The organism is Pseudomonas sp. 9_2_1, assembly GCF_059295275.1.
The window spans coordinates 5,002,149-5,014,821 of sequence record NZ_CM181239.1; the positions used below are offsets into that span (position 1 = coordinate 5,002,149).

Below are 12,673 nucleotides of genomic sequence, written 5' to 3' on the forward strand. Positions count from 1 at the left end.
GCATCAGGGCTGACAGGTGCTCGCCACAGGATATGCAGCGTCTGTGAGATCAAGCGCCGCGCGGGCGGCGCTCGATCTCACAGACGCTGAAAATGTTGTGCCATATACCTGTCCACCGCCAACAACACCAGCCCGATCCCCCAGAACCCTGCCAGCACCCCCAGCGCATTGAGCATCACCTGCCCAATCCCCAGGCTCGCCACATCGATGAACGGGTAGGCATACACGCCAATATCGCTCCCCCGCCACAGCGCATAGGCAAAATACACAGCCGGGTACAACGCCCAAACCGCCAAATGCCGCAGCCGCAGGGTGCCCTTGGGCACTTCGCACCACCAATACAGCGCATACAGTGCGGGCATCACGTCGTGCAACAGCTCGTCCGCCAGCCATTGCCAGCCCTGCGGCTGCCACAAATGGCGCAGCAACAGGCTGTAGGCCAGCGCCACCAGCACGATGCTGGCAGCCACTGCCGTACTCACCGAAGGTGACAGGAAAAAGCGTTTGCCCCGCCCTTCCCGGCCGAACGCCGCATAACTGAGCACCGTTGCCACCAGGGTATTGGTCAACACGGTGAAATAGCCGAAGACGTTGATGAGACCGCCGATCAGGCTGGCCTGATCGTGCCAACGCGCCAGCAGCACCAGGTACACCTGAACGGTCAGGCCGAACCAGCCCAGTACAGCCATGCCGGTCAGCCACGGGCGCCGCGGCATGTCAGGCCTGGCGCTGCAGCTTCACGTACAGCTGCTCGACCTTTTCCCGCGCCCACGGTGTCTTGCGCAGGAAGGTCAGGCTCGACTTGATGGTCGGGTTGCTCTTGAAGCAGCGCACATCGACGCGCTCGGCCAGCCCCTGCCATTGGTAGTGCGCCACCAGTTCGGTGAGGATCTGTTCGAGGGTCTTGCCGTGCAGCGCGTTGTGTTGGGCCGTGCTCATGCTGTGCTCCGTAGGAAAGATGCGCACCTTACACGAGTGTAGTGGCGGGTGGGATCAATCGGGTCGACAGAAAAATCGCTGGCCAGGCGCAAATCCTCTATGCTGAAATAGTTATGTTATCTTGTAACACTATGAAAGCATCTGCCAAGGAACGCCCGACCCCCATGCTGTATTCACCCCTTCGCTTCTCCTCTCTCACCGTCGCGCTCTGGCTTGCCGCATCACCCAGCCAGGCCGTGGAACTCGAACCCCAGGTCATCACCGCCAACCCGCTGGGCAATAGCCAACTGGCCGCTCCCAGCACCGTGCTCGAAGGCGACAACCTGCTGCAACAGCAGCATGGCAGCCTCGGTGAAACCCTGAACAAGCAGCCCGGTGTCGCCTCGACCTGGTTCGGCCCTGGTGCCAGCCGCCCGGTAATCCGCGGCCTGGACGGCGACCGCATTCGCATCCTGCGCAATGGCGTCGGCGCCCTGGATGCCTCGTCGCTTTCCTACGATCATGCCGTGCCACTGGACCCGGTAACCGTCGACCGGGTCGAAATCGTCCGCGGTCCCGCCGCCCTGCTGTACGGCGGCAACGCCATTGGCGGCGTGGTCAACACCTTCGACAACCGTATCCCGGACGCGCCGATCGAGGGCATCCACGGTGCCGGTGAGCTGCGCTACGGCGGCGCCGACACCACCCGCAGCAGCGCCGGCAAGCTGGAGGCCGGCAACGGTGCCTTCGCCTTGCACCTGGATGCCAACAGCCGCCAGTTCAACGACCTGCGCATTCCCGGCTATGCCCGTAGCGCCAAGGTGCGCGATGCCGAAGAGCCCGGCAGCAAGCACCGCCTGGAGAACAGTGACGGCCGCCAGGACGGTGGCGCACTGGGCGGCGCCTACCACTGGGATCATGGTTACGCCGGGCTGTCGTACAGCCGCTATGACAGCAACTACGGCTCAGTGGCCGAACCCGGTGTGCGCCTGGACATGCAACAGGACCACTACGCCTTCGCCTCCGAGCTGCGTGACCTGAACGGCCCGTTCAGTTCGATCAAGGTCGACGCCGGCTACACCGACTACGAGCACAGTGAAATAGAAGAAGGTGAGGTCCACACCACGTTCAAGAACAAGGGCTACGAAGCGCGCATCGAAGCCCGTCATCAACCGCTCGGGCCGGTAGAAGGGGTGATCGGGGCCCAGGTCAGCCGCAACCAGTTCTCGGCCTTGGGCGAGGAAGCGTTTGTCCCGCACACCGATACCGACAGCCTGGCGCTGTTCATGCTGGAGCAGTGGCAGGCCACCGAGCGCCTGAACCTGAGCCTGGGCGCGCGCATGGAGCACACCCGGGTCGACCCGGACGCCAAGGGCAACGAGAACTTCGTCAACGCCGACAGCGCCAGCAGCTTCAACGCCTTCAGCCTGTCATCGGGTGCGGTGTACCAGCTCGACCCGGTCTGGTCGCTGGCCGCCAACCTGGGCTATACCGAACGCGCCCCGACCTTCTACGAGCTGTACGCCAATGGTGCCCACGTGGCCACCGGTGCCTATGAAGTGGGCGACGCCAGCCTGAACAAGGAAAAGGCCATTTCCGCCGACCTCGCGCTGCGCTTCGACAATGGCACCCACAAGGGCAGTGTCGGGGTGTTCTACAGCCACTTTCGCAACTACATCGGCCTGATCGGCACCGGCAACCTGCGCGAGGGCGGGCATGACCACGGCCATGACGACGATGATCACGACCACGATCATGACCACGACGGTTTCCCGGAATACCAGTACCAGGGCGTGCGGGCGCGCTTCTACGGCATCGAGGCCCAAGACCGCTGGCAGCTGGCCGAGAACCGCTATGGCAGCTTCGCCCTGGAGCTGTCCGGTGACTACACCCGGGCCAAGAACCTCGACAGTGGCGAGGCGCTGCCCCGCATCGCGCCGCTACGGCTGAACAGTGGACTGGTCTGGGAGCTGGATCGCTGGCAGGCTCGGGTGGATGTCCAGCATGCCGCCTCGCAGCAGCGCAAGCCGGCCAATGAAACCAGCACCGATGGCTACACCACCCTGGGCGCCAGCGTCGGCTATCGCTTCGACATCGGCCAAAGCCAGTGGCTGGCATTTGTGCGCGGCGAGAACCTGACCGACCAGACCGTGCGCTACGCCAGTTCGATCCTGCGGGATATCGCGCCAGCCCCTGGGCGTAGTGTGGAGGTCGGCTTGCGTACCACCTTCTGATCAGACGCGGCCTGTGTAGGAGCGGGTTCACCCGTGAATGCAATGGTGGAGCCACCGCCGCATTCGCGAGTGAACCCGCTCCCACAGGTTATGTACATCCCGCAAATACCAGGACTGTTGCCAAACCCGCAACAATCCACTGCGACAATTTGTCTTTTTTTCTTACAACTTCCGCTATATCCTCCCCGCCGCAAGCTGAAACGCTTCATCGACCCCAACTTGTCGTCCTATCCATTGAGGAGCTCGCTCTTCGATACGCTTGCCATTTTTTCAATAATCAAAAGATAGCGCTATCTCATGTTCCAACTGCCCAAACCCTGCTACATCGGCCTTGCCCTCGGCGCCTTGGCAACCCCCGCCAGCGCCACTGAAATGTTCGCCAGCGACTCCCCGTGGATGCTCGGCGACTGGGGCGGCACCCGCAGCCAGTTGCTGGAAAAAGGCTACGACTTCACCCTCGGCTACACCGGCGAGATGGGCAGCAACCTGCACGGCGGTTACGACCACGACCGCACCGCGCGCTACAGCGACCAGTTCACCTTCGGTAGCCACCTGGACCTGGAAAAGATCCTCGGCTGGGAAGACTCCGAATTCCAACTGACCATTACCGAGCGCCACGGCGACAACATCAGCAACGACCGCATCAACGACCCGCGCGTGGGTGGCTTCACCTCGGCCCAGGAAGTCTGGGGCCGTGGCGAAACCTGGCGGTTGACGCAGATGTGGATCAAGCAGAAGTACTTCGACGGCGCGCTGGACGTGAAATTCGGCCGCTTCGGCGAAGGCGAGGACTTCAACAGCTTCCCCTGCGACTTCCAGAACCTGGCGTTCTGCGGCTCGCAAGTGGGCAACTGGGTAGGTGGCATCTGGTACAACTGGCCGGTCAGCCAGTGGGCATTGCGCGTGCGCTACAACCTCAGCGACGCACTCTATGCCCAAGTCGGGGTGTTCGAGCAGAATCCGTCCAACCTCGAATCGGGCAACGGGTTCAAGCTCAGCGGCAGCGGCACCCAGGGTGCCGTAATGCCGATCGAACTGGTATGGAGCCCACGTATCCAAGGCCTGAAAGGGGAATATCGCGCCGGCTACTACTACAGTAATGCCAAGGCACAAGATGTTCTCAAGGACAGCAGCGGCCAGCCGGCAGCCCTTAGCGGCGCCGCCTACCGCAGCAGCTCGAGCAAGCACGGCTTGTGGCTCGGCGCCCAGCAGCAGGTGACCTCGCTGGCGTCCGACCAGTCGCGTGGCCTGAGCCTGTTCGCCAACGCCACGGTGCATGACAAGAAGACCAATGCCATCGACAACTATGTGCAGGCAGGACTGGTATACAAAGGGCCTTTCGACGCCCGCGCCAAGGACGACATCGGTTTCGCCCTCGCGCGCGTGCACGTCAACCCTGCCTATCGCAAGAACGCCCGCCTGGCCAACCAGGCCGCCGGCCTCGACGATTATGACAACCCCGGCTTCCTGCCGGTGCAGGACACCGAGTACAGCGCCGAGCTGTACTACGGCATCCACCTGGCCGACTGGCTCACGGTACGCCCCAACCTGCAGTACATCCGCCACCCGGGCGGGGTGTCGCAGGTCGATGGCGCCCTGGTCGGCGGCCTCAAGATCCAGAGCAGTTTCTAACCCCTTTTTGACCTGACGGAGAACCTACGATGAGCACTGAAGGTGCCAACAATGGAAGCCGCTGGCTACCGCGCCTGATCGGCGCGTTGCTGTTGCTGATGGGCCTGGCCTTGTTGGCCGGCGGCATCAAGCTGAGCCAGCTGGGCGGATCGCTGTACTACCTGATCGCCGGTATCGGCTTTGCCCTGTCCGGCATCCTGCTGCTGGCCCAGCGCCGCATCGGCCTCGGCCTGTACGGCCTGGTGCTACTGGGCAGCACCGTGTGGGCCTTGCTGGAAGTGGGCCTGGACTGGTGGCAGCTGGTGCCGCGCCTGGCCATCTGGTTCGCCATCGGTGTGGTGCTGTTGCTGCCGTGGGCACGTCGCCCGCTGATCGGCCCAGGCAGCAAAGCCAACACTGCACTGCTCGGCGTTGCCGTGGTCGCGTCGGGTGCTTGCGCCCTGGGCAGCCAGTTCACCCACCCCGGTGAAGTGTTTGGCGAAGTGGGCCGCGACAGCAGCGAAATGGCCAGTGCCGCACCGGCCATGCCCGACGGCGAATGGCAGGCTTACGGCCGCACCGAGCATGGCGACCGTTACTCGCCGCTGCGCCAGATCACCCCGCAGAATGCGTATCGCCTGGAAGAAGCCTGGCGCATTCGCACCGGTGACCTGCCGACCGACAATGACCCGGTGGAGCTGACCAACCAGAACACCCCGCTGAAGGTCAACGGCATGCTCTACGCCTGCACCGCGCACAGCCGCCTGCTGGCACTGGATCCGGACACCGGCGCAGAAATCTGGCGCTACGACCCACAGGTCAAGAGCCCGGTCGGCACCTTCAAAGGCTTCGCCCACATGACCTGCCGCGGCGTTTCGTACTATGACGAAAACCGCTACGTCAGCCGTGACGGCAGCCCGGCACCGAAAATCACCGACGCTGGCCAGGCCGTGGCCCAGGCCTGCCCGCGCCGCCTCTACCTGCCGACCGCAGACGCTCGCCTGATCGCCATCAACGCCGACAACGGCAAGGTCTGCGAAGGCTTCGCCAACCAGGGCGTGATCGACCTCACCACCGGCATCGGCCCGTTCACGGCCGGCGGCTACTACTCCACCTCGCCTGCCGCCGTGACCCGTGACCTGGTGATCATCGGTGGCCATGTCACCGACAACGAGTCGACCAACGAGCCGTCCGGCGTGATCCGCGCCTACGATGTGCATGACGGCCACCTGGTCTGGAACTGGGACAGCAACAACCCGGACGACACCAAGCCACTGGCCCCCGGCAAGATGTATAGCCGCAACTCGGCCAACATGTGGTCGATCGCCAGCGTCGACGAAGACCTGGGCATGATCTACCTGCCGCTGGGCAACCAGACCCCCGACCAATGGGGCGCCGACCGCACCCCGGGTGCAGAGAAGTACAGCGCCGGCGTGGTCGCCCTGGACCTGGCCACCGGCAAGGCGCGCTGGAACTACCAGTTCACCCATCACGACCTGTGGGACATGGACGTTGGCAGCCAGCCGACTCTGGTCCACCTGAAGACCAATGACGGCGTGAAACCGGCGATCATCGTGCCGACCAAGCAAGGCAGCCTGTACGTGCTCGACCGCCGCGACGGTACGCCGATCGTGCCGATCCGTGAAATCCCGACCCCGCAGGGCGCGGTGAAGGGCGACCACACTTCACCCACCCAGGCCCGCTCCGACCTCAACCTGCTTGGCCCGGACCTGACCGAACAGGCCATGTGGGGCGCCACGCCGTTCGACCAGATGCTGTGCCGCATCCAGTTCCGCGAACTGCGCTACGAAGGCCAGTACACCCCGCCGTCCGAGCAGGGCTCGCTGATCTACCCGGGCAACGTCGGTGTGTTCAACTGGGGCAGCGTGTCGGTCGACCCGGTGCGTCAGCTGCTGTTCACCTCGCCCAACTACATGGCCTTCGTGTCGAAGATGGTCCCGCGCGAGCAAGTGGCCGAAGGCAGCAAGCGCGAAAGCGAGACCAGCGGCGTGCAGCCGAACACCGGCGCGCCGTATGCCGTGACCATGCACCCGTTCATGTCGCCACTGGGCGTACCCTGCCAGGCCCCGGCCTGGGGTTATGTGGCCGCCATCGACCTGTTCACCAACAAGGTGGTGTGGAAACACAAGAACGGCACTACCCGTGACAGCACCCCGGTACCTATCGGCATGCCGGTTGGCGTGCCGAGCATGGGCGGTTCGATCGTCACCGCCGGTGGCGTCGGCTTCCTCAGCGGCACGCTGGACCAGTACCTGCGCGCCTATGACACCAATAATGGCAAGGAACTGTGGAAAGCCCGCCTGCCAGCGGGTGGCCAGGCCACACCGATGACCTACACCGGCAAGGACGGCAAGCAGTACGTGCTGGTGACTGCCGGCGGGCATGGCTCGCTGGGTACCAAAATGGGCGATTACATCATCGCTTACAAATTGGCCGAGTAATGCTACCGGGCCCCTCTTCAGGGGCTCATTCACCTGTACCGGCCTGATCGCCGGCAAGCCAGCTCCCACAGGTACTGCGCAGGCCTTGAAAGCTGCGCGATACGTGTGGGAGCTGGCTTGCCGGCGATCAGGCCGGTACGGGCCAGCAAAGATGAAAGCCTTCCCTGCTGCCTTCGTCTACCATTGAAACCCATCCCCCCGCGCCCCATCTAAGCACCATAGTCATTCACGCAGGTGCCCCATGAGCGACCAGCAGGATTTCCCGGAACACCCCGAAGAACACAGCGAAGTCGAACACACCACCCAGGCCGAACCTGGCCACGCCCTCGCCCTGCCCGGCCAGCAGTTGCCGGACAAGGTCTACGTGATTCCGATCCACAACCGACCGTTCTTCCCGGCCCAGGTGCTGCCGGTGATCGTCAACGAAGAACCTTGGGCCGAAACCCTCGACCTGGTGGCCAAGTCACCCGATCACTGCCTGGCGCTTTTCTTCATGGACACCCCGCCAGAAGACCATCGCCACTTCGACACCTCGGCGTTGCCGCAGTACGGCACGCTGGTCAAGGTGCACCATGCCAGCCGGGAAAACGGCAAACTGCAGTTCGTCGCCCAGGGCCTGACCCGGGTACGTATCCGCACCTGGCTCAAGCATCACCGTCCGCCCTACCTGGTCGAAGTCGAATACCCGCGTCAACCCGCCGACCCGACCGACGAGGTCAAGGCGTACGGCATGGCGCTGATCAACGCGATCAAGGAGCTGCTGCCGCTCAACCCGCTGTACAGCGAAGAGCTGAAGAACTACCTCAACCGCTTCAGTCCCAACGACCCGTCGCCGCTCACCGACTTCGCCGCCGCCCTGACGTCCGCTACCGGCAGCCAGCTGCAGGAAGTGCTCGATTGCGTACCCATGCTCAAACGCATGGAAAAAGTCTTGCCCATGCTGCGCAAGGAAGTGGAAGTGGCGCGGCTGCAGAACGAGATCTCGGCCGAGGTCAACCGGCAGATCGGCGAACACCAGCGCGAATTCTTCCTCAAGGAACAACTCAAGGTCATTCAGCAAGAGCTGGGGCTGACCAAGGACGACCGCAGCGCCGACCTTGAACAGTTCGAGCAGCGTCTTGAAGGCAAGACCCTGCCGCCGCAGGCGCGCAAACGCATCGATGAAGAGATGGGCAAACTGGCCATTCTCGAAACCGGGTCGCCCGAATACGCCGTCACCCGCAACTACCTGGACTGGGCCACCGCCCTGCCGTGGGGCGTCTACGGCAAAGACAAACTCGACCTCAAGCACGCGCGCAAGGTCCTCGATCAGCACCACGCTGGCCTTGACGACATCAAGGAACGCATCCTCGAATTCCTTGCCGTGGGTGCCTGGAAAGGCGAGATCAGCGGCTCGATCGTGCTGCTGGTGGGCCCGCCCGGCGTGGGCAAGACCAGCATCGGCAAGTCCATCGCCGAGTCGCTGGGGCGGCCGTTCTACCGCTTCAGCGTCGGCGGCATGCGTGACGAAGCCGAGATCAAGGGCCATCGCCGCACCTATATTGGAGCCCAGCCCGGCAAACTGGTGCAGGCCCTTAAAGATGTCGAAGTGATGAACCCGGTGATCATGCTCGACGAGATCGACAAGATGGGCCAGAGCTATCAGGGCGACCCGGCTTCGGCGCTACTGGAAACCCTCGACCCGGAGCAGAACGTCGACTTCCTCGACCATTATCTCGACCTGCGCCTGGACCTGTCCAAAGTGCTGTTCGTGTGCACCGCCAACACCCTCGACTCGATCCCCGGGCCGCTGCTCGACCGCATGGAAGTGATCCGCCTGTCCGGCTACATCACCGAAGAAAAACTCGCCATCGCCAAGCGCCACCTGTGGCCCAAGCAGTTGGCAAAGGCCGGCGTGGCCAAGACCAGCCTCGCCATCAGCGACAGCGCCTTGCGCCTGGTGATCGAGGGCTATGCCCGCGAGGCCGGGGTGCGGCAACTGGAAAAGCAGCTGGGCAAACTGGTTCGCAAAGCCGTGGTCAAGCTGCTGGAAGATCCGGCTGCCAAGATCAAGATCGGCCCCAAGGACCTGGAAACCACCCTCGGCATGCCGGTATTCCGCAGCGAGCAGGTGCTGGCCGGCAAAGGCGTCATCACTGGCCTGGCCTGGACCAGCATGGGCGGCGCCACGCTGCCCATCGAAGCCACCCGCATCCATACCCTCAACCGTGGCTTCAAGCTGACCGGCAAGCTGGGCGACGTGATGAAGGAATCGGCTGAAATCGCCTACAGCTATGTCAGCTCCAACCTCAAGCAGTTTGGTGGCGACCCGAGCTTCTTCAACGAAGCCTTCATCCACCTGCACGTTCCCGAAGGCGCCACGCCCAAGGACGGCCCGAGCGCCGGCATCACCATGGCCAGCGCCCTGCTGTCGCTGGCTCGCGACCAGGTGCCGAAGAAAGGCGTGGCCATGACCGGCGAGCTGACCCTCACCGGCCAGGTGCTGCCGATTGGCGGGGTGCGCGAGAAGGTAATTGCCGCCCGGCGGCAGAAGATCTTCGAGCTGATCTTGCCGGAGCCTAACCGCGGCGACTATGAGGAGCTGCCCGACTACCTGCGCGACGGCCTGACGGTACATTTCGCCAAGCGCTTCGCCGACGTGGCCAAAGTGCTGTTCTGACCCGTACCGGCCTCTTCGCAGGCTTGACCGCGAAGAGGCCGGCACCGGCAACACAAAACCTCACCCGCATCGGTTATCCTCAGGCCATTCCCAGCCTCCGGAGCCAACATGACCGTCCCTCGTCTGCTCGTTCCCCTGAGTTTTACCCTGCTTTCTGCCTGTGCCCAACAGCCCACCAACCCGATCGAGCTGGACGCCGAAAGCGAATGCCCCATCCGCCTGCAGGTTGGCCAGGCACTGACGCTCACCTTGCCCAGCAACCCGTCCACCGGCTACCGCTGGCGCATCGAAAACCCGGCTTCGAACATTTTGCGCAGCCTCGGCCCGGAGGTGTACAGCGCCCCCGATGAGGTAGGCGTGGTAGGCAGCTCGGGTGTTTCCACCTGGCGCTACCAGGCCAGCACCGCGGGCGAGGGCCACTTGTTGCTGGTCTATCAGCAACCCTGGGCCCGAGACGTAGCACCAGTGCAAACCTTCGATTGCGTGGTGCGCGTCAACTGAACGGGCAGCGCCGGTCAGCCAACCATGCATCCTGGCGACAGTTTGGCTAGAATGCGCACCCTGCATATCGCCAGCCGCCTGGATTCACCGTGAGCAAACAACCCGACCGCCTCTTCGCCCAGCCTCTGGAGCAGGTGCCCGATTTTGTCTTCAACGAGGACGTGGTGCGCGTGTTCCCGGACATGATCAAGCGTTCGGTGCCCGGTTACCCGACCATCGTCGAAAACCTCGGGGTGCTGGCTGCGCGCTTCGCCCAGCCGAACACCGCGCTGTACGACCTGGGCGCGTCATTGGGTGCCGTCACCCAATCGCTGCGCCGGCATGTGCGCGCCGACGGCTGCCGGGTGATCGCGGTCGACAACTCGGCGGCCATGGTCGAGCGTTGCCGGCAGTACCTGGTTGCCCAGGATTCGATGTTCCAGGAGCTGCTGCCAGTTCAGGTACTGGATGCCGATATCCTCGCCCTGCCGTTCGAGCCTGCTTCGGTGGTGGCGATGAACTTCACCCTGCAGTTCATCGCCCCCGACCAGCGCCTGCAGCTGCTTGGCCGCATCCGCCAGGCGCTGTTGCCCGGAGGCGCGCTGATCCTCTCGGAAAAACTGCGCTTCGCCGATGATGACGAGCAGGACCTGCTTAACGAACTGCACCTGGACTTCAAACGGGCCAATGGCTACAGCGAACTGGAAATTGCCCAGAAACGCAGTGCCATCGAAAACGTGATGAAGCCCGACACGCTGGAAGCCCACAAGGAACGCCTGCACGCCGCCGGCTTCTCGAAAGTGGTGCCCTGGTTCCAATGCCTTAACTTTGCCTCGTTGATAGCCCTGCCATGATCGATCTGTCCCCCCTCGTCCGCCGCCTGGCGGGTACGCCCCTGGCTTCCTGGTCGCAAGGCCTGCAAGCGCAACTGGAAGCCAAGCTGGAGAAGGGCCACGGTGACCTCGACCGCTGGCGCGGTGCGCTCGATGCCCTGCCCGCCCTGCAACCGAGCGAAATCGACCTGGTCAACGGGCTGCGCCTGGACTGCGACTGCGACGACGCCACCCGGGCCCGGATGCACCAGGCACTGATGGGCCTGTCGCCATGGCGCAAAGGGCCGTTCGACCTGTTTGGCGTGCACGTGGACACCGAATGGCGTTCGGACTGGAAATGGTCACGCATCGCCCCGCACCTGGACCTCAAGGGCAAACGTGTGCTCGATGTCGGCTGTGGCAACGGCTACTACCAGTGGCGCATGCTCGGTGCCGGCGCCGACATGGTAGTCGGGGTCGACCCCAACTGGCTGTTCTTCTGCCAGTTCCAGGCCGTGCAGCAGTACCTGCCGGACCTGCCAGCCTGGCATCTACCCTTCGCCCTGGAAGAGCTGCCCGCCAACCTGGAAGGGTTCGACACGGTGTTTTCCATGGGCGTGTTCTACCATCGCCGCTCGCCGATCGAGCACCTGCTGGCGCTCAAGGACTGCCTGGTCAAAGGTGGCGAGCTGGTGCTGGAAACCCTGGTGGTCGAGGGCGATGAGCAGCAAGTGCTGGTGCCAGAGGACCGTTACGCGCAGATGCGCAATGTCTGGTACCTGCCGTCGGTACCGGCGCTGGAACGCTGGCTGCGGCGTGCCGGCTTCAGCGATGTGCGTTGCGTCGACGTGAGCGTGACCAGCGTCGAGGAGCAGCGTAGCACCGAGTGGATGCGCTACCAGTCGCTGGGCGACTTCCTCGACCCGAACGACCACAGCAAGACCATCGAAGGCCTGCCGGCGCCGCGCCGCGCCACCCTGCTGGCGCGCAAATAAAAAAGGCGCCCGGTTGGGCGCCTGAACCTGCGGCGAGGAGCTGTCGCGACGCAGGTGCTGTTACTTCAGTCCCTGGCCACCTCGCGGGCCTTCTCCTGCGCCTTGCGCTCACGCTCGGCAACGGCCGGTTGCCTGTCGCCGTACAGGCGCTGCTGGTCTTCGCGGAAGGCTTGCCAGAACTCTCTGGAGCGCTCCCCACCGCCCTCGGCGTAGACACTGGCGCTGCCCAGGGCAAGGGTGGCCAACAGCAAGTATTTGGTCAGGTTCATCGTGGTCGCCTCGTGATAACCGATCAGATGGGGCCATCCTAGCGAGGGTTAGCTAACGGCAAGGTGAGGCCGGGATTACAGTCCTGCAATGTGGCCATGCGTTGCCTGTTCGGGCCGAACAGACAGCCAGATAACGCCAGGATTACAAATCCGTTATCTGCACCGCAGGCCCTTACTCATGCCGTAACATCCCGGGCCTTGACCCTGATGTCACTACAGGGTGGAAAATCCCC

The 12,673-nt window shown here is 63.7% G+C and carries 10 protein-coding genes; 7 read left to right on the plus strand and 3 right to left on the minus strand.

Annotated elements, in window-relative coordinates:
• Nucleotides 1-77: 77 nt before the first annotated feature.
• The gene (locus AC5O5I_RS22685) at nucleotides 78-716 is read right to left on the minus strand and encodes a Pr6Pr family membrane protein (protein WP_172230242.1); all 639 of its coding nucleotides are present in this window, start codon (nucleotides 714-716) and stop codon (nucleotides 78-80) included.
• Between the two features lies 1 nt (nucleotide 717).
• Nucleotides 718-939 (minus strand): VF530 family protein, encoded by a 222-nt coding sequence (locus AC5O5I_RS22690; RefSeq protein WP_008093990.1) that lies wholly within the window; start codon nucleotides 937-939, stop codon nucleotides 718-720.
• Between the two features lie 164 nt (nucleotides 940-1,103).
• On the opposite strand from AC5O5I_RS22690, the gene AC5O5I_RS22695 reads away from it, so the two are divergent.
• The 7 genes from AC5O5I_RS22695 to cmoB all read left to right on the plus strand — a co-directional run bounded on the left by AC5O5I_RS22695 (nucleotide 1,104) and on the right by cmoB (nucleotide 12,171).
• Nucleotides 1,104-3,152, plus strand: a complete 2,049-nt coding sequence (locus AC5O5I_RS22695) for a TonB-dependent receptor (protein ID WP_494511609.1) — start codon at nucleotides 1,104-1,106, stop codon at nucleotides 3,150-3,152.
• A gap of 297 nt (nucleotides 3,153-3,449) precedes the next feature.
• On the plus strand, nucleotides 3,450-4,784 hold the full coding sequence (locus AC5O5I_RS22700; RefSeq protein WP_494511610.1) for a carbohydrate porin: 1,335 nt from the start codon (nucleotides 3,450-3,452) through the stop codon (nucleotides 4,782-4,784).
• Between the two features lie 29 nt (nucleotides 4,785-4,813).
• Nucleotides 4,814-7,225, plus strand: a complete 2,412-nt coding sequence (locus AC5O5I_RS22705; protein WP_172230287.1) for a glucose/quinate/shikimate family membrane-bound PQQ-dependent dehydrogenase — start codon at nucleotides 4,814-4,816, stop codon at nucleotides 7,223-7,225.
• Nucleotides 7,226-7,466: 241 nt separating this feature from the next.
• The gene (gene lon / locus AC5O5I_RS22710; RefSeq protein ID WP_494511611.1) at nucleotides 7,467-9,884 is read left to right on the plus strand and encodes an endopeptidase La; all 2,418 of its coding nucleotides are present in this window, start codon (nucleotides 7,467-7,469) and stop codon (nucleotides 9,882-9,884) included.
• A 108-nt stretch (nucleotides 9,885-9,992) separates the two neighbouring features.
• On the plus strand, nucleotides 9,993-10,385 hold the full coding sequence (locus AC5O5I_RS22715) for a protease inhibitor I42 family protein (protein WP_172223573.1): 393 nt from the start codon (nucleotides 9,993-9,995) through the stop codon (nucleotides 10,383-10,385).
• An 89-nt stretch (nucleotides 10,386-10,474) separates the two neighbouring features.
• Nucleotides 10,475-11,218: a carboxy-S-adenosyl-L-methionine synthase CmoA gene (cmoA, locus tag AC5O5I_RS22720; protein ID WP_172223569.1), complete on the plus strand. Its 744-nt coding sequence runs from the start codon at nucleotides 10,475-10,477 to the stop codon at nucleotides 11,216-11,218.
• Nucleotides 11,215-12,171 (plus strand): tRNA 5-methoxyuridine(34)/uridine 5-oxyacetic acid(34) synthase CmoB, encoded by a 957-nt coding sequence (gene cmoB / locus AC5O5I_RS22725; protein ID WP_172223566.1) that lies wholly within the window; start codon nucleotides 11,215-11,217, stop codon nucleotides 12,169-12,171. Before cmoA ends, cmoB begins: the two co-directional genes overlap by 4 nt.
• Before the next feature lie 65 nt (nucleotides 12,172-12,236).
• Here cmoB and AC5O5I_RS22730 read toward each other — a convergent pair whose 3' ends face one another.
• Nucleotides 12,237-12,440, minus strand: coding sequence for a hypothetical protein (locus AC5O5I_RS22730; RefSeq protein ID WP_494511612.1), 204 nt, complete (start codon nucleotides 12,438-12,440; stop codon nucleotides 12,237-12,239).
• Nucleotides 12,441-12,673: the final 233 nt, after the last annotated feature.